Annotated in this window: 13 protein-coding genes; 7 read left to right on the top strand and 6 right to left on the bottom strand. The window is 74.1% G+C overall.

Annotation, left to right across the window (positions count from 1 at the left end; genetic code table 11):
* The first annotated feature begins 17 nt into the window (after positions 1-17).
* Together ACGFIQ_RS33080 and ACGFIQ_RS33075 are read left to right on the top strand one after the other, a co-directional pair.
* The gene (locus tag ACGFIQ_RS33080; protein ID WP_393249763.1) at positions 18-1,100 is read left to right on the top strand and encodes a hypothetical protein; all 1,083 of its coding nucleotides are present in this window, start codon (positions 18-20) and stop codon (positions 1,098-1,100) included.
* Between the two features lie 12 nt (positions 1,101-1,112).
* Positions 1,113-1,727 carry a TetR family transcriptional regulator gene (locus ACGFIQ_RS33075; protein WP_393249761.1) on the top strand — a complete coding sequence of 205 codons (615 nt, stop codon included), beginning with the start codon at positions 1,113-1,115 and terminating at the stop codon, positions 1,725-1,727.
* Between the two features lie 21 nt (positions 1,728-1,748).
* On the opposite strand, the gene ACGFIQ_RS33070 is transcribed toward ACGFIQ_RS33075, so the two are convergent.
* On the bottom strand, positions 1,749-3,494 hold the full coding sequence (locus ACGFIQ_RS33070; protein ID WP_393249759.1) for an AMP-binding protein: 1,746 nt from the start codon (positions 3,492-3,494) through the stop codon (positions 1,749-1,751).
* Between the two features lie 195 nt (positions 3,495-3,689).
* On the opposite strand from ACGFIQ_RS33070, the gene fabD reads away from it, so the two are divergent.
* Complete coding sequence (fabD, locus tag ACGFIQ_RS33065; RefSeq protein ID WP_393249757.1) at positions 3,690-10,613, top strand: ACP S-malonyltransferase; 6,924 nt, start codon at positions 3,690-3,692, stop codon at positions 10,611-10,613.
* A gap of 21 nt (positions 10,614-10,634) precedes the next feature.
* Entirely contained in the window at positions 10,635-14,966 is a 4,332-nt protein-coding gene (locus ACGFIQ_RS33060; protein WP_393249755.1) for a beta-ketoacyl synthase N-terminal-like domain-containing protein, read from the top strand.
* Between the two features lie 9 nt (positions 14,967-14,975).
* On the opposite strand, the gene ACGFIQ_RS33055 is transcribed toward ACGFIQ_RS33060, so the two are convergent.
* Complete coding sequence (locus ACGFIQ_RS33055; RefSeq protein ID WP_393249753.1) at positions 14,976-15,491, bottom strand: GbsR/MarR family transcriptional regulator; 516 nt, start codon at positions 15,489-15,491, stop codon at positions 14,976-14,978.
* A 123-nt stretch (positions 15,492-15,614) separates the two neighbouring features.
* On the opposite strand from ACGFIQ_RS33055, the gene ACGFIQ_RS33050 reads away from it, so the two are divergent.
* Together ACGFIQ_RS33050 and ACGFIQ_RS33045 are read left to right on the top strand one after the other, a co-directional pair.
* Entirely contained in the window at positions 15,615-16,535 is a 921-nt protein-coding gene (locus tag ACGFIQ_RS33050) for an ATP-binding cassette domain-containing protein (protein WP_393249751.1), read from the top strand.
* Complete coding sequence (locus ACGFIQ_RS33045; RefSeq protein WP_393249749.1) at positions 16,532-18,157, top strand: ABC transporter permease; 1,626 nt, start codon at positions 16,532-16,534, stop codon at positions 18,155-18,157. Before ACGFIQ_RS33050 ends, ACGFIQ_RS33045 begins: the two co-directional genes overlap by 4 nt.
* An 81-nt stretch (positions 18,158-18,238) precedes the next feature.
* Here the strand turns inward: ACGFIQ_RS33045 and ACGFIQ_RS33040 are convergent, their stop codons facing one another.
* The 3 genes from ACGFIQ_RS33040 to ACGFIQ_RS33030 all read right to left on the bottom strand — a co-directional run bounded on the left by ACGFIQ_RS33040 (position 18,239) and on the right by ACGFIQ_RS33030 (position 20,798).
* Positions 18,239-19,270, bottom strand: a complete 1,032-nt coding sequence (locus tag ACGFIQ_RS33040) for a 3-oxoacyl-ACP synthase III family protein (RefSeq protein WP_393249747.1) — start codon at positions 19,268-19,270, stop codon at positions 18,239-18,241.
* The gene (locus tag ACGFIQ_RS33035; RefSeq protein WP_393249745.1) at positions 19,264-20,463 is read right to left on the bottom strand and encodes a cytochrome P450; all 1,200 of its coding nucleotides are present in this window, start codon (positions 20,461-20,463) and stop codon (positions 19,264-19,266) included. The genes ACGFIQ_RS33040 and ACGFIQ_RS33035 overlap by 7 nt, the downstream gene beginning before the upstream one ends.
* A gap of 101 nt (positions 20,464-20,564) precedes the next feature.
* Positions 20,565-20,798, bottom strand: a complete 234-nt coding sequence (locus tag ACGFIQ_RS33030; protein WP_393249743.1) for a ferredoxin — start codon at positions 20,796-20,798, stop codon at positions 20,565-20,567.
* A 235-nt stretch (positions 20,799-21,033) separates the two neighbouring features.
* Between ACGFIQ_RS33030 and ACGFIQ_RS33025 the strand changes: the two genes are divergently transcribed.
* The gene (locus tag ACGFIQ_RS33025) at positions 21,034-22,425 is read left to right on the top strand and encodes an NAD(P)/FAD-dependent oxidoreductase (RefSeq protein WP_393249741.1); all 1,392 of its coding nucleotides are present in this window, start codon (positions 21,034-21,036) and stop codon (positions 22,423-22,425) included.
* A 50-nt stretch (positions 22,426-22,475) separates the two neighbouring features.
* Here the strand turns inward: ACGFIQ_RS33025 and ACGFIQ_RS33020 are convergent.
* Positions 22,476-25,591, bottom strand: a 3,116-nt coding sequence (locus ACGFIQ_RS33020) for an SDR family NAD(P)-dependent oxidoreductase (RefSeq protein ID WP_393249739.1), incomplete at its 5' end; no start/stop codon positions are given.

The following is a 25,591-nucleotide window of genomic DNA, read 5'->3' as shown; positions in this document are numbered from 1 at the left end:
TGTTTGGGGGCAATCTCATGGCAACCGGAACCACGGATCACAGCCAGGCCGACCCGTCCACACCTGCGCCACCCGAGCCACCGGGCGCCGTCCGGCGCATGCTGCTGGCTCCGGTCGTGATCGGACTGTTCCTGGTCATCGCGTTCGCCGGGCTCATGATTCCGGCCCTGCGCGATCCGGTGCCGCACGACGTGCCGCTCGGCGTCGTCGGCCCGCCACCGGCGGTCGCGCAGATCTCCCAGCGGCTGGAGGAGCGCGTCCCCGGCGCCTTCGAGGTCGAGACGTTCTCCTCGGTGGAGCAGGCCCGCGACGCGCTCCGGCGTCAGGACGTCCTGGGCGCCATCGTGCTGGCGCAGAGCGGGCCGCCCTCCCTGCTTGTCGCCGGCGCCGCCGGCGACGCGCCGCGGCAGGGCGTCACCACGGCTTTCCAGGCGATCGCCCAGGCCGCCGGTGGGGCCGGGCCGATCGAGGATGTGGCGCCACTGCCCGGCAACGACTCGCGCGGCCTCAGCGGCGTGCTGCTGTGCATCGCGCTGGTGGTCGGCGCGCTGCTCTTCCAGGCGACCCTGGCACTGCTGGCCGGCCGGCGACCGGCGCGCGACCGCCTGCTGCTCGGCTTCGCCTATGCGGTGGTCTCCGGGGTGATCGGGGCGGTCCTGGCCGGCCCGGTGATCGGCGCCCTGGAGGGGAACTTCGCCGCTCTGCTCGGCATCTCGATCCTGCTGTCGCTGACCGTGGTCGGCGTGGTCGCCGCCTGCCAGACGGTGTTCGGCATCCTCGGCGTCGCGCTCGCCGCACTCGTGGTGCTCCCGCTGGGCGTCTCCAGCTCGGGCGGGCCGGTCGAGCAGCACTTCCTGCCCGCCTTCCACGCGGCCGTCTCGCAGTACCTGCCGATGGGCAGCTCGGTCACCCTCCTGCGGCGGGTTCTGTACTTCGACGGCCTGAACATCAGCGCACCGTTGCTGACCCTGGCCGCCTGGGCGGTGGCGGCGTGGATAGTCTTTCTTGTCGTGGAGCGCATCCGTCCCTATCGGCCGGTCCTGGTCCTGGTCCCGGCCTCGGCGGTTCCGGCAGTCGCCGGCGGTGTGCCGCAGCGATAGGAGGGGGGCCTCATGGGCGCGTCGCCCGGACCGGGGGTGGACCGGCGCGAGCGAATCCGGCTCGCCGCCGTCGATCTCTTCGCCGAACGGGGGTTCCGGGGCACCACCATCCGGGCCATCGCCGACCGAGCCGAGGTGGACCCGGCCCTGGTCATGCATCACTACGGGGCCAAGGACCGCATCTTCTCGCTGGTCATCCGCGAATCCATGCGTCCCGAGTCGTTCCTGCCGGACGTGCTGGCCGGCAGCGAGGAGAAGCTCGGCCGGGCCTTCCTGCGGGCGTTCCTGGTCCGCTGGGAGGACCCGGCGATCCGGCCGCTGCTGCTCGGCGTGTTCCGCTCGTCGATGGAGCACGCCGACGCCTCGCGCATGTTCCGGGAGGTGGTCAGCGGCGAGGTGCTCCTGCCGCTGGCCGTCCGGCTCTCGGCCCCCGACTCGCACCTGCGGGCGGCCCTCGTCGGCACGCTGGTGGTCGGCCTGGTCACTGCCCGCTACGTCGTCTGTGCCAGCCCGATCGCCGAGCTGGCCCTGGACGACGTGGTCGGGCTCTTCGGTGACTACGTCGATCAGATGCTGAGCGGGAAGCCGGCGGTGGACGGCGCCGGGGACGACGCCCCGGCCGGCTGACGGGGCGTCGACCACCCGGGGTCAGCCCAGTGTGCCCTCGCGCAGGGCGGCGGCGATCCGCCGCCGCTGGAGCTTGCCGCTCGGTGTCTTGGCCAGGGCGCCCCGCGGCACGATCTCCACCCGGTCGGGCCGCAGCCCGGTCTCCGCGCTGACCGCGGCGGTCACCGCCTCGCGCAGCCGGGCCACCGAGGCGGGGTCGCTGTGCTGCTGTGACTCCACGACCAGCACGAGGGTCTCGGTGCCGAGCTCCCCGGCCGGCACACCGACGGCGGCCACCCCGCCCGGCCGGGCATCGGCGACGGTCGCCGCGACCGTCTCGAAGACGTACGGGTGGTAGTTGCGGCCGGCGATGATGATGATGTCCTTGACGCGTCCGGTGACGAACAGCTCGCCCGCGTCGAGGAAACCCTGGTCGCCGGTGCGCAGCACGCCGTCGGTGAGCACCTTGGCGGTCTCGTCCGGCTGCCCGTAGTAGCCCTCCATCATGGAGTCGGTGCGCAGCAGCACGTTTCCCTGCACCCGGTCCGGCAGGGGGTTGCCGTCGTCGTCCACGACCGTGACCTCCACACCGGCGAGGGTGTTCCCGGACGACACCAGCTCCTGCCGGTCGGGGTCGTCGGCGCCGGCCGGGACCACCTGCCCGCTCGCGGCGAGCGCGTCCCGCCGTACGGCCAGCACCCGCAGCGGCCGGCCCAGCTCGTGCATGGTGGCCCCGAGGCCGATCTCGGCCATCCCGTAACACGGCATGAGCGCTTCCTCCCGGAAGCCGAACGGCGCCATCCGCTCGTACCAGCGGCGCAACGTCGCTGCGTTGACCACCTCGGCGCCGTTGCCCGCCACCCGCCACGCGCTGAGGTCGAGACCCTCCAGCCGGTTGTCCGGGATCTTCGTGGCGCAGATCTGGTAGGCGAAGTTGGGCGCCGAGGTGAACGTCCCGCGGAACCGGTGCATGGCGTGCAGCCAGCGCTCCGGGCGCAGGGCGAACGCCATCGGCGGCATCGCGACGGCGGGTATGCCGTGCAGCAGCGGCATCAGGTGCAGCCCGATCAGGCCCATGTCGTGGTGCAGCGGCAGCCAGCTCACCGCGAGGTCGCCGGCCCGGGTGACGTGCTGGCCCATCGACCGCACGTTGGCCAGGATCGCGCGGTGGGTGAGGGTCACGCCGCGGCTGTCGCCGGTGGTGCCGGAGGTGAACTGCAGCAGCGCGATGTCGTCGGTCCGGCCCCGCGCGCCGGCCGGGAGATATCCCCCCTCGAAGGGGGGAACGACGATCTCGACGCCGGCCTCCCGGCAGGGCTCGGCAACCGCGTCGCGGAACCGCGCCTCGACCACCATGACCGTGGGCGTGGCCCGGCGGATCAGCAGGCGCAGCCGGTCCACCCAGCGCTGCCGGCGCATCGTGGCCAGCGGCGGCTCCGAGACGAACGGTACGGCGCCGAGCAGGAAGCAGCCGTGCAGCGCGGCGTGCGCCTCGGCGCTGGTGTCCATGCACACCCCGACCCGGTCGCCCGGCCGGACGCCGTACTCGGCCAGGGTGGTCGCCGCGGCGGCGGCCTGCTCGACCAGATCGGCGGCGGTGAGCCGGACGAGGCGCCCGTCGGACTCCTCGACGTAGCTGACCGGGCGGTCCGGATGCCGGTCCGCGAGGTCCAGCAGGGCCGCGCCGATGGTGGGAGCCTGGCTCATCGTCGCCGGTCCCGGCACCGGCACAAGCTCGAAGCCGGCCCGATCAGGATGCACGGCGGCGACGGTCGTGGCTATGGTCATCATCTCTCCTCGAACAATGCACGGCGCATCTGAAAAACGACCATGACCGCCGGGCGCCATCGCGTCAAGAGACGGTTTAGCAGTGCTTTGTCGGCACGTTAGTGCCAGTGGTCATCGTGGTCGGGTCACCCACCCCGGTGGCTTCGTCGTGTGCGGGCCGACCGCTCGCCTCCATCGTCGTGAGGTGCTGGATCTGTGCGTGCCATCGTATTCCCCGGCCAAGGTTCGCAGCGCCGAGGAATGGGCGCGTCGCTATTCGAGCAATTCCCGGAACTGGTGGCCGAGGCGGACGAGATCCTCGGCTTCTCGCTCGCCCGACTGTGTGCCGAAGACCCCGAGGAATTGCTGGGGCACACCCAGTACACACAGCCGGCGCTGTTTGTGGTCAATGCGCTTTCCCAGCTGGCCGACCGTCGGGACGGCGGTCCGGAGCCGGACTTCGCGGCCGGGCACAGCCTCGGCGAGTACAACGCGCTGCACGCGGCCGGCGCCTTCGACTTCGCCACCGGCCTGCGGCTGGTCCGCCGGCGCGGGGCGCTGATGGCCACCGTGACCGGCGGCGGGATGGCGGCCGTCGCGGGCCTCGGCCGGAGCCGGGTGGCCGAGCTGCTCGCCGAGCACGGACTGAGCGAGCTGGACATCGCCAACGACAACAACCCGGCCCAGGTGGTGCTGGCCGGTCCGGCCGACGCCCTCGAGCGGGCCCGGGAGGTGTTCGAGCGCGCCGGAGCGGGGCTGTACACCGTGCTGCGGGTCAGCGGGCCGTTCCATTCCCGGTACATGGCCGCGATCGCCGACGACTTCGCCGCCGAGCTGGCCGCCGCGGACCTGTCGCCGCCGCGGTTCCCGGTCATCGCCAACGTCACGGCGGAGCCGTACGGCGCCGACATCGCGGAGCTGCTGGTGCGGCAGCTGACCAGCCCGGTGCGCTGGACGGACTCGGTGCGCTATCTGCTGAGCCGAGGCGTGGCCGACATCGACCAGCTGGGTCCCGGGCGCGTGGTCGCGGGGCTGGTCCGGGCCATCCGCCGCGACGCGGAGAAGGACGCGGAGAAGGCGGCGCCGCGGGAGGCCGGCGCTGCCCCGAAGCGGCGCCGCGCGTCCCGCCCGCGGATCGGCAGCGTCGCCGAGAGGCTGCGCGCCGACGTGGTCACCGTGGTCGCCGAGGTGCTCGGCGTCGAGGCCGGACGGGTCAGCCCGGACAGCGACCTCAGCGACCTCGGCTTCGATTCGGTGAAGCTGATCCGCTTCGCCGACCGGCTGCGCGAAGACCTCGGCGTCGACCTGAGCCCGTCGGTGTTCTTCGAGTTCGTCAGCCTGGACGCGTTCCTCCGGCATCTGCTCGCCGACCACGCCGCCGTCCTGGAGAAACGGTACGCGGACGCCCCGCCGGCGCCGCCGGCCCCGGTCCGGCGGGAGCCGGCGCCCGCTCCCACACCTCGGCCCGCCGCCTCGGCCGCCTCCGCCGACTCCGGCATCGCCGTGGTCGGGATCGCCGCGGTGCTGCCCGGCTCCGCGAGCGTCGACGAGTTCTGGCAGCGCCTGCTCGACGGCGACGAGCTGGTCGGATCGGTGCCGGCCGGGCGCTGGGACGACTGGACCGAGCCCGGCCCGGGCAGCCGGCGCGGGGCCTTCGTGTCCGGGGTGGACGACTTCGACTGCGGCTTCTTCGGCATCTCCCCGGCCGAAGCCGAGCTCATGGACCCGCACCAGCGGCTCTTCCTGCAGGTCGCCTGGCAGGCGATCGAGGACTCGGGCCGGGACCCGGGCACGCTGGCGGGCTCGCGCACCGGCGTCTTCGTCGGGCACGGATCGATGGACTACCTCGAGGTGCTGAGCCACAGCAGCGGTGGCGCGCGGCCGTACACCGCCACCGGCCTGGCGCACTCGATCCTGCCCAACCGCCTGTCCCACCTGCTCGACCTGCGCGGGCCCAGCGAGGCCGTCGACACCGCCTGCTCCTCCTCCCTGGTCGCGCTGCACCGGGCGGTGCGCAGCCTGCGGGACGCCGAGTGCGACACCGCGGTCGTCGGCGGGGCCAGCCTGCTGATGAGCCCGACGCCGTACGTCTCGTTCGAGAAGGCCGGGATGCTGTCGCCGGACGGCCGGTGCCGGACCTTCGACCGCGCCGCGAACGGTTACGTGCGCGGCGAAGGCGTCCTCGCGGTCGTCCTCAAGCCGCTGGACCGGGCGCAGGCCGACGGCGACCACGTCTACGCGGTGATCCGCGGCACCGCCGTCAACCACGGGGGCCGGAGCGCCTCGCTGACCGCCCCGAACCCCGAGGCCCAGGCGGACCTCATCGCGACCGCCTGGCAGCGGGCCGGCCTGGACCCGGCCACGGTCGGCTACATCGAGGCGCACGGCACCGGGACGACCCTGGGCGACCCGATCGAGGTCGAAGGCCTGCGCAAGGCGTTCGCCCGGATGTATCAGGAGTGGGGACACGACGCGCCGACGTCCGCGCACTGCCGGATCAGCTCGGTCAAGACCGCGATCGGTCACCTCGAGGCCGCCGCCGGCCTGGCCGGCCTAGTCGCCGCCGTGCTGGCGATGCGGCACGGCCGGCTTCCCGGGCTGCGCCACTTCACCGAGCTGAACCCGTTCATCCGGCTCGACGGCAGCCCGCTGCGGATCACCGGGGAACCCGAGGACTGGCCGCGGATGCGCGACGAGAGCGACGCGGAGCTGCCGCGCCGGTGCGGGGTCAGTTCCTTCGGCTTCGGCGGCACCAACGCCCACGTGGTGCTGGAGGAGGCGCCCGCCCCGCTCCCGGCGCAGGAGACCGGCGGCGCGCAGATCGTCACGCTCTCCGCCCGGACACCGCAGGCGCTGCGGGCGTACGCCATCAGCATGATCGCCTGGCTGGACCGGAACGCCCCGGCCGGCGCGCCGGCCGGGGCCGGGCTGCCCGAGCTGGCCGCGACGCTGCAGACCGGCCGCGGGGCCATGGACGAGCGGCTCGCGGTCGTGGCGGGGGATCTGGACGACCTGCACGACACCCTGCTGGCCTTCGCGGAGGGTCAGGCCGGGCGCTGGCATGCCGGCAACGCGGCCGGCGCCCGCGGCCTGACCCGGCTGTTCGCCGAGGGCGCCGAGCACCGGGCCCTGATGGACGTGCTCGCCGCCGCGGGCGATCCCGACCGGGTGGCGCTGCTCTGGGCGGCCGGCGCGGACATCGACTGGGACCGGCTGTATCCCGAGCGCGGGACGCGGCGGGTGCCGGCCCCGGCGTACCCGTTCGAGCCCCGCCGGATCCGTCCCACTGACCTGACCCGCCTGGTTCCCGCGGGCCGGGCCGTCGCCGCGGCCCTGCCGGCGGCGCCGTCCGCGCTGCCCTCCCGGCCCGCCGGTGGCGGCGTCGCCGAGGTCCGGGAACACCTGATCGACACGGTGGCCGACACGCTGCGCTGGCGGCGCGACGAGGTCGACCCGGCGGCCGGCTTCGAGGAGCTCGGCCTCAACTCCCTGGTCCTCGAACAGCTCCGCCGCCGCCTCGAGGAGCAGTACGGCCCGGTGCCGGCGACCACGCTCTTCGTCCACAAGAACCTGGGTTCGCTCGCCGAGCACCTGGCCGAGCGGGCCGTCGCGGCGCCCGCCCCGGCGCCTGTCGCGCCATCCCCGGCCGCACCGGCCGGCGCTCAGGACATCGCGATCGTCGGGATCGGTGGCCGCTATCCGATGGCCGCCAACACCGCCGAGTTCTGGGACAACCTGCGCGCCGGCCGGGACTGCGTCACCGAGATCCCGGCCGGGCGGCCCGGATACGACAGGTACGAGGAGATGGCCCGCGAACGCTTCGGCGCCGACTGGCCCCGGTGGGGCGGCTTCCTCGACGGCGTCGACGAGTTCGACCCGCAGCTGTTCAACATCTCCCCGCGCGAGGCCCGCTTCCTCGACCCGCAGGAGCGGCTCTTCCTCCAGACGGCGTGGGAGACGCTCGAGGACGCCGGATACACCCGGGCCGGGCTCGGCGACGACCAGGCCGGCGACCGCCGCGGCCCGGTGGGCGTCTTCGCCGGGGTGACCTGGAACAACTATCAGATGTTCGCGGGCGGCGACCTGGAGCGCGGGACCTGGCGGCCGGTCACCTCGCAGACCTTCTCGGTCGCCAACCGGGTGTCCTACCTGTTCAACCTCGGCGGCCCCAGCGTCGCGGTGGACACCGCCTGCTCCTCCTCGCTCTACGCGATCCACCTCGCCTGCGCCGCCATCCGCCGCGGCGAGTGCACGGCGGCGCTCGCCGGCGGGGTCAACCTCTCGCTGCACCCCAGCAAGTACGTGATGCTGGCCGAGGCCGGCTTCCTCGCGAGCGACGGCCGGTGCCACGCGTTCGGTGACGGCGGCACCGGCTACGTCCCGGCCGAGGCGGTCGGCGCGGTGCTGCTCAAGCCGCTGGACCGGGCGGTCGCCGACGGCGACCACATCTACGCGGTGATCAAGGGCTCGGCGGTCAACAGCGACGGCCGGACGTACGGCTACAGCGTCCCGAACCCCGTCGCGCAGACCGAGCTCATCCACGCCGCGGCCCGGGACTCAGGCGTCGAACCGTCCACGCTCTCCTATGTGGAGGCCCACGGAACCGGCACAGCGCTGGGCGACCCGATCGAGGTACGGGGGCTGACCGACGCGCACGACCGGTACACCGCCGAGCGCGGGTACTGCGCGATCGGGTCGGTGAAGGCGAACATCGGCCACGCCGAGGCGGCAGCCGGAATCGCCCAGATCACCAAGGTGGCCCTGCAGCTGTCGCACGGCGAGCTGGTGCCCTCCCTGCTGCACGCCGACCGGGAGAATCCCCGGCTCGACCTGCCGGCCACGCCGTTCCACGTGCAGCGTGACCTCGCCCCCTGGGAACGCCGGAACTCCCAGCCGCGGCGGGCCGGGATCAGCTCGTTCGGCGCCGGCGGGGTGAACGTCCACGTGGTGCTGGAGGAGGCCCCGCCGCAGGCGAGCCCGGCCCGCGACGACCGGCCGCAGATCCTGACCCTCTCCGCGCGCGATCCGGAGCGCCTGCGGGCCTATGCCGCCCGCATGGCCGAGCACCTGGGCGGGCGCGGCGCCGGACTGCACCTGGCCGACGTCGCCTACACGCTGGCCACCGGCCGGGAGATGCTGGAGTGCACGGTCTCCTTCCGGGCGGCCACCGTCGCGGAGGCGGCGCAGCGGTTCGCGGCGGTCGCGGCCCAGGGGCTGGCGGCCCCCGGGGTGACCGCCGGGAACGCCGAGGGCGCGGCCCCGGCCGGGCGGCGGGTGTCGCTGCCCACCTACCCGTTCGCCCGGGAGCGGTACTGGCTGGACGAGCCGGAGCAGCGCACCGAGCCGGCCCTGCCGCCGGCCGCCACCGACCTGCCCGCCCTGCTGGCCGCCACTCCGGAGAGCGAACGCCTCGACGTGCTCGCCGGACGCCTGCAGACCGAACTGGGCCGGCTGCTGGAGTTTCCCGCCGACGCCCCGCCGGACCGCCGGCGCGGCTTCTTCGATCTCGGGCTGGATTCGGTGCTCGCGGTCCGGCTCGGCAACCTGCTCGAGGAGGCGCTCGGGGTGGACCTGTACGCCAGCGTCACCTTCGACTATCCGTGCATCGACGACCTGACCGGATACCTGCTCGACCACCTGGACCTGCAGGCGCCCGAGCCGGCCGCGCCCGCGCCCGCGGCGCCGGACCCGACGGTCGAGACCGTCCGGTATGCGGCGGACTGGGAGCCGGGCCCGGCCGGCGGCGCCTCCGCGGCGATCGCCGGGCCGGTCGTGGTCTTCGCCGAGGACGGCGAGCTGACGGATCTGGCTGCCGGGCTGCCGGGCGTACGCGTGATCACGGTGCGGCCGGGCATCGGGCCGGCCGGCGATGGCGACACCTGGTGGATCAGGCCCGAGGAGCCCGACGACTACGCGGCCCTGCTGGACGGGCTCGGCGGGGTGCCGCGGGTGGTGGTGCACGCCTGGTCCGGCGCCGAGGCCGGGTTCCGGTCCGCGTTCCTGCTCAGCCAGGAGCTGCTGCGGCGGCGCCCGGCCGATCCGGTGCGGCTGCTGCGGTTGCAGACGTACGCCGGTGCGGCGCCGGAACCGGCGGCCGAGGCGTTCGGTGGCTTCGCCCGCGCCGTCGGCCACGAGAGCCCGAGGTTGCGCTACCAGGTCGTCACCGTCCACGCCGGGGTGGACCCGGTGCGCGCCTGTCTGGCCGAGCTGCGGCTGGCCGACGCCGAGCCGGAGGTGCGGCAGGACGAGGACGGCCGCTGGGTGCGCCGGCTGCGCGAGCTGACGACGGTGCCGGACGAGCCGGCGGTGCGAATCCGCGACGGCGGCGTCTACCTCATCACCGGGGGCGCCGGCGGGCTCGGCCTGGTCTTCGCCGAGCATCTGGCCCGCCGCGCGGCCGGGGTGCGCCTGCTGCTGGCCGGCCGGTCGCCGCTGGAGGCGGACCGCGTCGCCGCCTGCGACCGGATCCGTCAGCTGGGCGCCGACGTCCGCTACGAGCAGGCCGACGTGGCCGACCCGGACGACGTGGCCCGCCTGGTCGGCGCGGCCCGGGACGCGTGGGGTGGCATCACCGGGATCGTGCACTCCGCCGGCGTGCTCCGCGACGGCCTCCTGCTCAGCAAGACTCTGGCCGAGACCGGCGACGTGCTGGCCGGGAAGATCGACGGGGCGCGGCATCTGGACGCCGCCACCCGCGGCGACGACCTGGACTTCTTCATGGTGTTCTCGTCGCTGGCGGGGCTGGCCGGCAACCCCGGGCAGAGCGACTACGCGTACGCCAGCCGCTTCCTCACCGCCTTCGCCCGCGAGCGCGAGCGGTTGCGTCGCGACGGCGCCCGCAGCGGCGTCAGCATCGCGGTGGCCTGGCCGTTCTGGCGGGACGGCGGCATGCGCGTGGACGAGGAGACGCAGGGCTTCGTCAGCCGCCGGCTCGGGCTGGAACAGATCGAGACGGCGACCGGGCTGGAAACCTTCGACGCCGCGTTGCGGCTGGGCGTCCCGGAGGTCGGCGTGGTCCGCGCCGACCGGACCCGGCTGGACCGGGTCCTGCGCATCGAGCCGCCGGTCGCCGGGGCCGGGCCGTCCCTCGACGCCGTCGAGCGGGAGCTGCGCGACATGTTGGAACAGCTCGGATGCTGACGTGGAAGGGATGACGGCGAGATGAGCGACTCAACCCTGCTGACCCGCTCGGTCGAGGCGATCCGGCGGCTGCGCTCGGAGGTGGAGACGCTGCGGTCCCGGGCGGCCGAGCCGATCGCGGTGGTCGGACTCGGCTGCCGGTTCCCCGGCGGCGCCGACGATCCGGAACGCTTCTGGCGGCTGCTGACCGAGGGGGCCGACCCGATCGCCGAGGTGCCGGCCGACCGGTGGGACGTGGCCCGCTACCACGCGACCCGCCGCGACGAGCCCGGCACCAGCTACACCCGGCACGGCGGTTTCCTGGACGACCCGTACGCCTTCGATTTCGACTTCTTCGGCATCTCGGTGGCCGAGGCCGCGGAGATGGACCCCCAGCAGCGCCTGTTGCTGCAGTGCGGCTGGGAGGCGCTGGAGACCGGCGGCCTGGTGTCACCGCGGCTGGCCGGCGAGCGGATCGCGGTGTTCGCCGGCATCTCCGGCTCGGAGAACGCGCTGCTGCCCCGGCCCGCTGCGGCCGCCGGGCCGTACACCGCCACCGGATCGGCGATCAGCATCGCGGCCGGGCGCGTCGCGCACGCGCTGGGCCTGCGCGGCCCGGTCCTGGCGGTCGACACGGCCTGCTCGTCGTCGCTGGTCGCGGTGCACCTCGCGGTGGAGAGTCTGCGCCGGGGCGAGTGCACGGCCGCGCTCGCCGGTGGGGTCAGCGCGCTGCTCTCGCCGGCCGTCTTCGTGGCGCTGTCCCGGATGGAGGCGCTCGCCGCGGACGGCCGCTGCAAGACCTTCGACGCGACGGCCGACGGCTACGGCCGGTCCGAGGGGTGCGGAATGGTCGCCCTCATGCGGGCCGGTGACGCCCGCGCCGCCGGTGCGCCGGTGCTCGCTCTGATCCGCGGCTCGGCGGTGAACCACGACGGCCGCACCGGTGGCCTGACGGTCCCCAGCGGCCCGGCCCAGCGGGAGCTGATCACGGCGGCGCTGACCGCCGCCGGCACCTCCGGCGCCGAGGTCGGCTACCTGGAGGCGCACGGCACCGGCACCCCGCTCGGCGATCCGATCGAGGTCCGGGCCGCGGCCGAGGCGTACGCCGCCGGGCGGGACCCCGGCGACCCGCTGCTGATCGGCGCGGTCAAGTCGAACATCGGTCACCTGGAGGCAGCCGCCGGCGTGGCCGGCCTGATCAAGACGGTGCTCGCCCTGCGCCACCGGGTCGTCCCGGGCAACCTGCACCTGACGGAGCTCAACCCGCGGATGGACGCCGGGCGGCTGCCGGTGGCGTTCTGCGACCGTACCCGGCCGTGGCCGGACCGCCCGGGGCCGGCGGTGGCCGCGGTCAGCTCGTTCGGTTTCAGTGGCACCAACGCCCACCTGATCCTGCAGGAGGCGCCGCCGGAACCCCCGGCACCGTCCGCAGTGGACCGTCCGGCGCACGTGCTGGCCCTGTCGGCCCGCGACGCTGACGAGGTGCGGACCGTCGCGGCGCGCCTGGCCGACTGGATCACCGAGCACCCCGGTGTGGCGGTGGGCGACGTCGGACACACGGTCAACGCGCGCCGGGCGGCGTACCCGTGCCGGGTTGCCCTCATCACCTCGTCGGTGACCGACGCGGTCGCCCGGCTGCGCGACCTGCCGGAGCCGGCCCGGGCCGGCCCGCCGGGCCGGCTGCTGCTGCACCTGAGCGCCACCCCGGCCGAGGCCGACGCGATCGCCGCCGCGCTGCGGCCGGTGAGCGCGCCGTTCCGCGACGCCTGGGACCGGATCGCCGCCGAGGTGGCGGATCAGCCGGGCGCGACCGGACCGGACGCGCGTGCGGTGATCACCCAGATCGCCCTGGCGCGGATGCTCGGCGGCTGGGGTGTCGGGCCCGCCGCGGTGGCCGGCGCCGGCCCGGGTGAGCTCGCGGCTGCGAGCGTCGCGGGGATCTTCGATCCGGCCACGGCCGTGCGACTGCTCCTGGCCCGCAGCACGGGAGCCGTTCCCGAGGCGACGTTCCCGGCGCCCCGCACGCGCCTGCTGCGCGGGGCCGGGGCGAGCGCCGTCCCGGCCGGCAGCCGGGCCGCCGACTGGGTCGCCGCCGACGGCGCGACACCACCCGACGTCGCCCGCAAGACGCTCGAGGACCACGGGTACGGCCAGTACCTGCGGATCGGCGGCGAGCCCGCGCCCGGCTGGTCCGTGGTGACCGGGTCCGCCCCGTGGCTCAGCCTGCTCGAGACCCTGGCCGCCCGGCACACCGCCGGCGGCGACATCGACTGGACAGCGGTCGACGAGGGGCATGCCCGGCGGCGCCTGCCCCTGCCGCCGCATCCGTTGCGCCGGCTCTCGCCGCGCCCGGCGCCATCGGAGCCGGCTCTGGCCCCGGCGGCTCTGGCCCGGGTCGCTGGGCTCGGGCTGCGGGAGATCGGGTCGCCGCTGCCGCAGCGGCTGTTCCAGGCCACGATCGTGGCGGGCGCGCTGCCGGAACTCGCAGACACCGCCGGCGTGCTGCACGTCGGCTGGCACCAGGAGTTGCTGGCGACGGTGGCCCGTGATGCCTTCGACGCCCCGCTCGGCCTGACGGACGTCGCGTTCCAGCAGGCGCTGCGCCCCGTCGACGGCGACCGGGTGGTGCAGATCGTGGTGGAGCCGCCGGTGGACGGCTGGGCGGCCTTCGCCACGCACAGCCGGGGGACGGGGGACACCCGGTGGATCCGGCACGTGACCGGGCGACTGCGGGCCGGCTCGTCCGGTGCGCTGCCGGACGTCGCGCCGCCCCGCCCGCCGGCGGGGCGGGGACTCGACGGGGCCGCCTTCAACGCCGGGATGCGCCGTCGCGGCGTGGCGCTGGGCCCGTCCGTCGAGTGGGCCGACGAGGTGTGGACGGGCGAGGGCGAGGTGCTCGCGCGGTTCCGCCCGCCCGGCGGGCCGGCCACCGGGCGGACGCTGCCCGTGCCGCCCGGCCTGCTGGACGCCTGCATGCAGTTGTACGCCTTGGTCGCCGGCCCGGCCGTGGCCGACGACGAGCTGTTCCTGACCAGCCGCGCCGACGACGTGCGGTTCTCCGCCGAGCCGCCCGCCCCGGGACCGCTGTGGTGCCGGGTCCGCCTGACCGGCCCGCCGGGGGACGGCGCCGTGCGGGCGTCGTACGAGCTGGTCGACAGCGGCGGTGCGCCGGTGGTGACCGTCGGCGGGGCGGAGATCCGGCTGCTCGGCCCCGCCTCGCACCCGCCGCCGGCGGAGACCGGGACGGGCCTCGCCCGCACCCGGCCGCGGCCCGAGGCGCTCGACGGCTACCTGCGCGACCTGGTCGCCGAGCTCGTGCGCCTGCCCACCGGTGAGCTGGACCCCGACGTCCCGCTGGCCGACGCCGGGATGGAGTCGCTGGCGGCGCTGGAGCTGCGCCGCCGGGTCCGCGCCGAGCTCGACGTGGAGCTGCCGGTGGAGCTGCTGCTCGACGGGCCGTCGCTCACCGGCCTGCGCGACGCCGTGCTGGCGCACACCGGCCGGACGGGTGCGGCCGAGCCACCCCGGGACTACCAGACGGAAAGCGGGCGCTGGCTGCCGCGGATCGTTCGCCCGGCGGACGCGGTCCGGCTGTTCTGCCTGCCCTACGGTGGTGGCGGCGCGTCGCTCTTCCGGCACTGGCCGGAGCAGCTGCCGGGCGGGGTGGCGGTGCACCCCGTGCAGTTGCCCGGTCGCGAGGACCGGGCCGACGAGCGGGCGATCGACGATCTGGACGAGGCGGTCGACGTGCTCACCCGGGCGCTGAAGCCGCATCTGGACCGCCCGTTCGCGTTCTACGGCCACAGCATGGGCGGCCTGCTGGCGTACCGGCTGGCTCACCGGCTCTCCGCGGAGTACGGCGACCTGCTGCGCCACGTGTTCGTCGGCGCGTTCAGCGCGCCCGCCGACGGCCCGAACCCGCTGGTCGCGCGGCTGTCCCGGGTGCTGGACACGATCGGTCTGGCCGGGCTCCCGGACGGCGCCGAGGTGGCCCGGGCCCGCCGGGAGCGGCCCGAGGTCTTCCAGGCGGCACTGCGGGACGAGTTCGGCGCGGCCCTGGCCACCAAGGTGGACGCCGCCACGGACGGTCCCGGGTACCACGACCTGCGTCTGGTGTGGAGCCATCGGCCGCAGCCCGGCGAGGCGCTGCCGGCCGTGCCGCTGACCGCGCTGCACGGCACCGGTGACGAGGTGGTCGCGGGGGCCGACATGTTGGCCTGGGCGGGGCTGACCCGTGGGCGCTTCGAGCTGGTCGGGGTGCCGGGCAACCACTTCTTCGTGCACGAGGACCAGTCCGGCGGCCGGGTGCGCGCGCTGCTGGCGGCCCGGCTGGCGGAGCAGGTGCTCGCCGCGCCGGGGGCGCTCGGCGGGTGAGCCCCGCGGTCAGCCGGGCTGCTCCTGGCCGGCAGCGGGGCTGTTGAGCGCGCGCCACCTGTCCACCAGCAGCGGGATCTCGGTGCGGATGAACGCGAAGAAGCGCCGGGTCTCGTCGAGGTGCCGGGCGGCCGGGGACTCCGGGCCTAGCGCGGCGATGCCGCTCTCCAGGTCTTTCTCGAGCTTGATGAAGACCGAGTCGCGGCGGGCGAACATCTCGTACCACATGCCGTGGGAGAGGCGGTAGTGGTCGCGGCGTTCGCCCGGCGCCCGCTCGCGGACGACCAGGCCGAGCTGGCTGAGGTAGCGCACCGCCTGAGAGACCGCGGCCGGGCTGATCTGCAGAGTCTCGGCCAGCTCAGCGGCGGTGCGGGTGCCGGTGGCGGAGGCCAGGACGGCCACGAACACGCGGGCGGCCATGCGCGGGAAGCCGAGGCCGGCCAGGTTCAGCGCGAAATTCTCGATGAACTGGGCCACCTCGTCCTGCTGCGGACGCCTCGCGCCATTTTCTGCGGCATCCAACATGTGCCCATCCTTCCAGGTAGCGCTGTTTCTGCCAGGAAGGGGCCCGCTCGGGCCCGCGGCGCGGCCTATCTTTACCGAGTGTAGTTTATTTACAAGTTCATGAAGGAACTATACCATGGGGTCATGACTACCGTGATCGATGTGTCCAAGCTCGTCAAGACGTTCGGTGTCACCCGTGCCTTGGACGGCCTCGACCTGCGTGTCGAGGAGGGAGAGGTGCACGGTTTCCTGGGGCCCAACGGAGCCGGGAAATCGACCACCATCCGGGTGCTGCTGGGTCTGCTGCGCGCCACCTCGGGCGAGGCCCGGCTCTTCGGCGCCGATCCGTGGAACGACGCGGTGGCGCTGCACCGCCGGCTGGCCTACGTGCCCGGCGACGTGAACCTGTGGCCCAACCTCTCCGGCGGCGAGGCGATCGACCTGTTCGCGTCGCTGCGCGGTGGCATCGACAAACGCCGCCGGGACGAGCTGCTGGAGCGGTTCAACCTCGACCCCCGCAAAAAGGCCCGCACCTACTCCAAGGGCAACCGGCAGAAGGTCGCGCTGGTCGCGGCGTTCGCCTCCGACGTCGAGCTGTTCATCCTCGACGAGCCGTCCTCCGGCCTCGACCCGCTGATGGAGGTGGTCTTCCAGGACTGCGTGAGCGACGCCAAGGCGGCCGGCCGCACGGTCCTGCTCTCCAGCCACATCCTGGAAGAGATCGAGCGCCTGTGCGACCGGGTGAGCATCATCCGCGAGGGGCGCACGGTCGAGACCGGCAGCCTCTCCGAGATGCGGCACCTGAGCCGCGCCGCGGTCACCGCCGAGACCGAGCTGCCGATCACCGGCCTGGCCCGGCTCGCCGGCGTGCACGACCTCAGCGTGAACGGCACCCGCGCCACCTTCGACCTGGACAACAGCCACCTCGACGACGTGCTGCGCCACCTCACCCAGTTCCGGCTGAGGTCGCTGACCAGCACCCCGCCCACGCTCGAGGAGCTCTTCATGCGCCACTACAGCAACGCCGAGCAGAACGCGCAGACGCCCGCCGGAGCCGTGCGATGAGCCCCTTCACCGGCACCGGCCGGCTGTTGCGCCTGGCGCTGCGCCGCGACCGGCTGCAGCTGCCGATCTGGCTCGTGGTGCTCACCCTGGTGCAGTACGCGAGCACGGTCAGCGTCATCGACCTCTACCGCGACGACGCCGCGCGGCTCGCCTTCACCGTCACCTCGGCCGAGAGCCCGGTGCTGCTGGTCTTCAACGGCCTCATCTCCGGGTCCGGCCTGGGCGCGGTCGCGGCCAGCCAGACTCTGCTGATCGTGGTGCTCGGCGCCGCGTTCATGAGCTTGTTCGCGATCATCCGGCACACCCGGCAGAACGAGGAGACCGGCCGCGCCGAGCTGATCGGCTCGGCCGTCGTGGGCCGGCACGCGGCCCTCACCGCCGCTCTGTTGCTGGTCATCGGGGCCAACGTGGTGCTGGGCCTGCTTAATGCGGTCGCGCTGATCGCCGCCGACCTGCCGGCGGCCGGCGCGTTCGCCGAGGGCGCCGCCATCGCGCTGGCGGGCATCGCGTTCGCATCCGCGGCGGCGGTGTGCGCACAGATCCCCGAAGGCGCCCGCTCGGCCAACGGGCTGGCCGCCGGGTTCGTCGGGGTGGCCTTCCTGCTGCGCTCGATCGGCGACGTCACCGGGCACGTCACCGAGCAGGGCACCAAGGTGATCAGCGGCTGGGCGTCCTGGCTGTCCCCGATCGGCTGGGCCCAGCAGGTGCGGCCCTTCGACGACGACAAGTGGTGGGTCCTGGGCCTGATGCTCGGCTTCTCGGCGCTCGCCGTCGGTGGTGCCTTCGTCCTCACGACCCGCCGGGACGTCGGCTTCGGCCTGTCCCAGACCCGGCCCGGCCCGCCGCAGGCGCCGCCGGGACTGCTCAGCCCGCTCGGCCTGGCCTGGCGGTTGCAGCGGGGCACCCTGCTCGGCTGGTCCGTCGGCATGATCGTCGTCGCCCTGGCCCTCGGCGCGGTCGGCGACGCCGTCCGCGACGTGGTGGAGAGCAGCGACACGGTCGCCGAGATCGTGGAGCAGCTCGGCGGTGGCGGCGCCAACCTCATCGACAACTACTTCGCCGCGGTGTTCGGGCTCCTCGGCCTGGCCATCGGCGGCTACGCCGTGCAGGCGCTGCTGCGCCTGCGGTCGGAGGAATCCGGCCCGCTCGAACCGTTGCTGGCGACCGCCGTCAGCCGGCCCCGCTGGCTCGCCTCGCACGTCGCGATCGTGGTGGCGGGCACCGTGTTCCTGCTCGCCCTGGCCGGCGCGTGCACCGGCCTGTTCTACGGCCTGGTGGTCGGCGATGTCGGCGGCTACGTCGGCGACCTCACGGTGGCCGCGCTGGTGCAGACCCCGGCGGCACTCGCCCTGGTCGGGTTCGTCGTGGCGGCCTTCGGGCTGCTGCCCCGGCTGACTGCCGCGATCGCCTGGGCTGGTTTCGGCATCTGCCTGCTGCTCGGCCAGATCGGCGCGCTGCTGAAGCTGCCGCAGGCGATCCTCAACATCTCGCCGTTCAGCCACACCCCGCCCGCGCCGGTGGCCGACGTGGCGGTCCAGCCGCTCGTCGTGCTGCTCGCCGTGGCGGCCCTCCTGACGGGCGCCGGCTTCGTGCTGTTCCGCCGGCGTGACCTCGCCATGTGACCTTGCCCCGCCCCCCCGAAGTCGATGCTGTGACCAGTTGCCGCTGGTCACAGCATCGACGTCGATAACCGCTGGTCGAGTTCACCGCTGTTCGAGCGCGAACCCCGACTCGATCCACTTGCTCGACTCGATGGCCACGCCGACGGCCCGGTCGCCCGGGGCCATCCGGGGCAGCAGCCGCTCCAGCTGGAAATAGACGAGCGCGTTGCCGTTGTTGCCGGTCTCCTCCACGCAGGAGACCTCGACCGCGTTCGGCACGCCCAGCGCGGCCACGATCTTCGCGGTCATCCGGCCGGACAGCTGCGGCGGCAGCACGAAGGACACCTCCGAGTGCCCCCAGCCGGTCCGCCGCAGCACCTCCGCCAGGCTGGACACCGCCATCACCGGCACGGCCGCCTCGATCGCCTTGTAGTCCTCGGTGACCGGCGGGCCGGAGAAGCGCCGGTTGCCGCCGAACCAGTCAAGGGTCTGCCCGGGGGCCTTGTTCCGTCCGGTGAGCCGGGTGAACACGCCACGCACCAGCGGGCCGGGGCCATCCTCGGTGGTCAGCACCACCGCGCCGGCGCCGTCGCCGAACAGCACCAGGTTCACCAGCTGGGCCGGGGGCAGCGCGCCGGCGTCCATGTCCGGGTCGACCAGCTTGGCGGAGACGTCGCCACCGAGGACCAGCGCCGTCCGGTGCGCACCGGCGCTCAGCATGTGGCACGCCACCTCCAGCGCCTGCACCGCGCCCGAGCACCCGGACTGGAGCTGGAACGTCGGCACCCCGTCGATGCCCAGCCGGTCGGCGATCTCGTTGAGCGTGGTGGGCATGAGCTTGTCCGGCATGGCCGTGCCCATCACCATGAGGTCCACGTCGGAGGGGTCCAGGCCGGCCGCCGCCAGCGCCCGCCGCCCGGCGGCCTCGCCCAGGTCGGCCAGCGTGTGGCGCTGCTCGCCGGTCGCCAGGTCGACCGCCAGGTGGCGGAACTTGGTGCCGATGAACGACTCCACCCACTGCTCCCACATCGGGCCCATGCCCATCCGCTTGCCCAGCGTGGCGTTGTCGATCGGCGGACCCGGTGCGGCGGTGCCGATCCCGGCCATCCGGATCGTGCCGCCCGGAGTCACCACGTGACCGGCAGTTCCTGCGCGGCGTACATCGAAGCCCCGGTGCGCATCGGCACCTCCTCGGCCGGCACGGCCAGCCGCAGCGCCGGGAACCGGCGGAACAGCGCGGCGTACGCGATCCGCATCTCGCTGCGGGCCAGCTGCTGGCCGAGGCACTGATGAATGCCGTAGCCGAAGGCCATGTGGCCGGTGGCCCGCCGGGTCACGTCGAGCTCGTCCGGGTCGTCGAACCGTTCCGGATCCCGGTTCGCCGCCGGCAGTGAGACGGTCACCGCGTCGCCGGCCCGGATCACCTGACCGTCGATCTCCACGTCCTCCAGCGCCGTGCGCGGCACCCCGAACTGGGCGATGGTCAGGAAGCGCATCAGCTCCTCGACGGCGCCGTCGAACAGCGCCGGATCTTCCCGCAGCCGGGCGAGCTGGTCCGGGTGGCGCAGCAGGGTATAGGTGCCGAGCGAGAGCATGCTGGCGGTCGTCTCGTGCCCGGCCATCAGCATCATCATCGCGATGCCGGTGAGTTCCTGGTCGTTGAGCTGACCCGTCGAGATCAGGCCGCTCATCAGGTCGTCGGCCGGCTCGGCCCGCTTGCGCTGCACGAGCCCGAAGATGAGGGCCGAAATGGCCTGGAACGCGGCCGCGATCTGCTCGGCGGTCGAGTCGAGCCGCATCACGGCCAGGGAGTGCCCCTGGAAGTGGGGGCGTTCGGCGTACGGGACGCCGAGCAGCTCGCAGATCACCAGCGACGGGATCGGCAGCGCGAACGCCTGGACCAGATCCACCGGCGGGCCGTGCCGTTCCATCGCGTCCAGGTGCTCGGCGGCCACCTCCTCGATCCGCGGCTCCAGCTGCTTGATGCGGCGCACGGTGAACTGCCCGGTCAGCAGCGACCGGTACTTGGTGTGGTCCGGCGGATCCATGTGGATGAACCAGCCGGGCGGCACCGTCGTCCATGGCCGCGCGCCGCTGGGCAGGTCGAAGGGCACCTTCTTGAGGTCACCCCGGCCGCTGAACCGCTGGTCGCTGAGGATGCGGCGACCGGCGGCATGGCTGGTCACCAGCCAGCCGAGGTGCCCGTCCGGGTAGGCCAGGCGGCTGATCGGCTGCTCGGCGCGCAACCGGCTCAGCTCGTCCGGGGGATCCAGGGGGCGCTGCCGCTGCGTCGGCAGCCGTCCCGGCGCCGGGACTGTCTCGGTCATCTCGGTTCCCTTCGTCACCGTGCCAGCGGCGCGCCCGGGATCGGCGGGATGCGTAAACGCCGTCGAGCCACGCCCTCGCCGTCCACCCTGATCGGCCCGGCTTAAGCAGGGCTAACGCCGGGGGGCTGGGCTGCGGGGGCCGGGTCGTGCAGCCGGATGGCCTGGGCCGGGCAGGACGCGGCGGCGTCCCGTACGGCGTCGGCCAGGTCCGGGCCCGGATCCCGGCGCAGCAGCACGACGCGGCCGAGATCGTCGTCCTGGTCGAACACCTCGGGGGCGGTCAGCGCGCACATCCCGCTCGAGACGCATCGCGGGAGAAGGATCTCGATGGGCACGGTCGCCTCCGTCGGGCCTGCTGGGCGCAGCGCGCTCCGCGCCGTCGCCGGTAGCGTAGGCGCGTCACCACGCTTCGGCCGATAGCGCTTCAGCGCAGCTCAAGGCCCGCTTCAGACCCGCTTCAGGGCCCGCCGGCGAGCCGGCTTTAGACCAGCGGAAGGTGGCCCCAAGTCCGATCCGGCACGGTGAGGGGGGCGGCATCCGGCCACCCTTGGGCGGCACGTCGGAGGCGACATGGCGGAGAACGGACACGGTGTCGTGGTGGGCGGCGGGCTCGGCGGCATCCTCGCGGCCTGTGCGCTGCGGGAGCACGTCGAGCAGGTCACGGTCGTCGAACGCGACGAATACCCGCCCGGGGCCGAACCGCGCAAGGGGGTGCCGCAGGGCCGGCACGCGCACATCCTGTGGTCCGGTGGCGCGCGGGCGATCGACCGGCTGGCGCCCGGCTCCGTCGCCGCCCTCAGCCGGGCCGGTGCCCATCTGATCAGCGCCAAGGCGGACATGCTGCTGCACACGGCGTACGGCTGGCAGCACCGGTTCCCGTCGGACAACCACGCGATCACGTGTGCCCGCCCGCTGCTCGACGCCGTGGTGCGCGAGCGGGCCCTCGCCAGCGGTCGTATCACGGTCCGCGCCGGCACCGAGGCCGTCGCCCTGACCGGCGACGCCGGCCGGGTCACCGGCGTACGGGTGCGCGAACCCGGCGGCGCCGAGACCGAGCTGGCCGCCGACATCGTCGTCGACGCGTCCGGCCGCGGCTCCCGGCTGCCCCGCTGGCTCGAGGCCCTGGGCGTGCCGGCGCCGCCCGTCGAGACCGTCGACACCGGGCTCACCTACGCCACCCGGCCCTTCCTGCGTCCCCCCGGCGCTGAGCGGTTCCCGCTGGCCAGCGTGTACGCCGACCACCGGGCCGGCACCCCCGGCCGCAACGGCCTCGTGCTGCCCATCGAGGACGGCACCTGGCTGATCACCCTGTCCGGGACCCGGGGCGCCGAGCCGGCCGCGGACGATGACGCCTTCGCACCGTTCGCCCGGGCACTGCGGGACCCGCTCGTCGCCGACCTGATTGCGGTGGGTGAGCCGCTGGGGCCCGTACGCCTGACCCGCAGCACCGTGAATCGCCGCCTGCACGCCGATCGCGCGCCGGCCTGGCCGGAGGGCCTGGTCGCCGTCGGCGACAGCGTCGTGTCGCTGAACCCGATTCACGGGCACGGGATGAGCGCCGCCGCGCAGAGCGCCGCCGCCCTGGCCGACGCGCTGCGGGACATCGGCCTCAAGCCCGGCCTGGCCCGCGCCGCCCAGCAGGCCATCGCCGCCGTCGTGGACACGCCCTGGCTGCTCTCCACCTCGCAGGACATCTGCTACCCGGACGCCCGCATCGACGTCACCGACCCCCGTCTGACCGTGCAGGCGGGCCGGCGCCAGGCGTTCGCGGACCTGGTCGCCGCGGCCGCCCTCCGCAACCCGGCGGTGAGCGGGGCATTGACCGCCGTCACCACCCTCACCGCGCCGGTCTCGTCGCTGGAGAGCCCCGCGTTCCTGACGGCCCTGCGCAGCGGCGAGACGCGGCCCCCGCTGAGCCGCGCCCCGCTCAGCGAGCAGGAGGCCGCGGTCCTGGCGCGCTGACCGAGACAGCAGAAGGGGCCCGGCCGGCGGCCGGGCCCCCTTTCGTGCGCTCATTCCCGCGCTGCGGCCCGGCCCAGCTTCTCGTCGATGAAGGCGAAGATCTCGGCCGTCGACGCGGTGCGGATCTCCTCGCCGGTCGCCGCCGCGGGCTGTTCCGGCCCGCCGGTCGTCCACGCCGCGAGCAGCGTCTGGAGGCGGGTCGTGATCCGCGTACGGTCCCCGTCCGCCGCCTCCAGGGCAGACATGGTGCGCTCCAGACCGTCCAACTCGGTCAGCAGCCGCTCCGCCGGGGTCAGCGGGGCGCCTAGCAGGTCGCCGGCGATCCGCTCGGTCAGCTCGCCCGGCGTCGGGTGGTCGAAGACCATCGTCGCCGGCAGCCGCAGACCGGTGGCGGCGTTGAGCCGGTTGCGCAGCTCGACCGCGGTCAGCGAGTCGAACCCGATCTCGCTGAACGGCCGGTGCTCGTGCACCGCCCGGGCATCCGCGTGCCCGAGCACCGCCGCCACGTTGCCCCGGACCAGCTCCAGCAGGTGTCGGTGCTGCTGCTCCGGATCGAGCGCCTGGAGTCGCGCGGTCAGGCCCTCGCGGCCGGCGCCCGCGTCGGCCGCTGTCCGCAGCGCCGGCGGCGCCAGCTCCCGCAGCAGCGCCGGCAGGTCCGCCCGGCGCAGCATCCCGCCGGTGATCGGCTGAAGCAGCTGCACCGCCGGGCCGCCCGCGAGCGCCGCGTCGAAGAGGGCCAGGCCCAGATCGGTGGGCATCGCCCCGCCGCGACGTTCGGACGGGCCGAGACGGGCGGTGAGGCCGGTCTCCTGCGCCCACTGGCCCCACGCCATCGAGACGGCGGGCAGGCCGAGCGAGCGCCGGTGCTCGGCCAGCCCGTCGAGGTAGGTGTTGGCCGCAGCATAGTTGCCCTGCCCCGGATTGCCGAACACCCCGGCGGCCGACGAGAAGAGCACGAAGGCGGACAGGTCGAGGCCGCGGGTCTGCTCGTGGAGGTGCCGGGCGGCGTCGGCCTTCGCCGCCAGTACCGCGTGCAGCCGCTCCGGGGTCAGGCTGCCGATGGTGGCGTCGCCGAGCACACCGGCCGCATGGATCACCGCGGTGATCGGGTGCGCGGGGTCCACGTCGGCCAGCAGCGCGGCGATCTGCTCCGGGTCCCCGGTGTCGCAGGCGACGAGCTCGACGTGCCGGGCCAGCGACCGCAGGTCGTCCGCGTCGGGGTGCGCGGGGCCGGTGCGGGAGGCGAGCACGAGCCGGGTCACCCCGTGCCGCTCAGCGAGGTGCCGGGCGAGCAGCCGGCCCAGCCCGCCGGTGCCACCGGTGATGAGCACCGTCCCCTCCGGATCCAGCGGGCGGGAACCGTCCGGCTCGTCGGTGAGCCGCGTGAGCCGGGGCACGAGGACCTGGCCGTCGCGTACGGCCAGCTCCGGCTCGCCGTCGACCAGCACTGTTGCGGCCGGGTCCGGAGCTTCCACCAGGACGACCCGCTCCGGGTTCTCGCTCGCGGCGGTGCGGGCCAGGCCGGTCACCGCCCGGTGGGCCAGGATGCCGGGCCGGGTGTGGACCACCAGGCGCCGGTCGTCGTCGGCGTGCTCGGCGAGCCAGGTCTGCAGCTGCCGCAGGGCCGCCTCGGTGACCTGGTGGAGGTCGCCGTCCGGCGCCGGCCAGACATCGGTCCGGGCCGGATCGGCCGGGACCGCCGGCCCGGCCTCCCGCCAGGCGATGGCGGACCGGCTGACCCGGGTACGGGCGACGCTCAGGGTGGCCGGGTCGACGGGGCGGGTGGCGAGTTGGTTGATGGTGATGACGGGTTGTCCGGTGGGGTCGTAGGCGGTGATGGTGATGCCGTTGTCGGTGGGGGTGAGTGTGGCGTGGAGTTCGGTGGCGTTGGTGGCGTGCAGGGTGACGCCGGTCCAGGCGAAGGGTAGGTGGATGGTGTCGCCGGTGTGGGTGGCGAGGGGGTGCAGGGTGGCGTCGAGTAGGGCGGGGTGGATGGTGTGGCCGTTTGTGGTGAGGCCTTCGGGTAGGGCGATGGTGGTGTAGGTGGTGTGGTCGGTGTGTTGCCAGGCGGCGGTGACGGCGGTGAAGGCGGGTCCGTAGTGGTAGCCGGCGGCGGCGAGGTCGTCGTAGAGGGTGGTGATGTCGACGGGGATCGCCTCGGCCGGCGGCCAGACGGGCTGCGCTTGCGGCACCGGGGCGGCGGCGGTCAACGTGCCGCTGGCGTGCAGCACCCAGGGCTCGTCGTCGCCGTTGCGGGAGTGGATGGTGACTGTCGATTCGGTGGTGGTGGCCTGCAGCTGCACGGTCACTCCCGGCGGGATCTCCGCGGGCGCCTGGAGGGTGAGGTCGTCGATTGCGGGGGTGGTGGTGTGGGCGGCGGCGTGTAGGGCCATGTCGAGCAGGGCGGTGCCGGGGAGCAGGACGGTGTCGCCGACGGCGTGGTCGGCCAGCCAGGGGTGGGTGTGCAGGCTGATCGTCCCGGTGTGGAGGACGTTGCCGGTTCCGGCCATCCGAATGGTGGCGCTGAGCAAGGGGTGGCGGGATGTCTCCTGGCCGAGTCCGGTGGCGTCCTGGATGGTTTTCGTGGGATCGAGCCAGTAGCGCTGGTGTTGGAAGGGGTAGGTGGGGAGGTTGACCGGTCGGGTGGGTGTGGGGGTGAGGTGGTTGGTGTTGGGGTGGTGGTGGGTGTGGAGGATGGCGCGTTGGGTGGTGAGTCGGTGGGGGGTGTCGTCGTTGCGGCGGAGTGAGGCGATGTGGAGGGCGGGGTTGTCGATGGCGGTGGTGAGGGTGGGGTGGGGTGAGCATTCGAGGAAGGTGCGGTAGCCGTCGTTGATGAGGTGTTCGACGGTGGGGTGGAAGAGGACTTGTTCGCGGAGGTTGGTGTACCAGTAGTCGGCGGTGAGGGTGGTGGTGTCGATGGGTTGTGCGGTGACGGTGGAGTAGAAGGCGATGCTGGCCGGTTGCGGATCCACCTCGGCAAGGTCGGTGAGGATTTGGTCGCGGATGGTGTTGATGTGGGGGCTGTGTGAGGCGTAGTCGACGTCGATGAGTTTGGCGTTGATGCCTTGGTTTTGGTATTGGGTGACGAGGTTGGTGATGGTGGTGGTGTCGCCGGAGATGATGGTGGAGTTTGGTCCGTTGATGGCGGCGATGTGGTTGGGGATGT

The sequence above is a fragment of the Micromonospora sp. NPDC048898 genome (assembly GCF_043198035.1).
Classification (GTDB): Bacteria; Actinomycetota; Actinomycetes; order Mycobacteriales; family Micromonosporaceae; genus Micromonospora.
The sequence above is the reverse complement of the archived record's forward strand: the minus strand, read 5'-3'. Positions and strand labels throughout refer to the sequence as shown.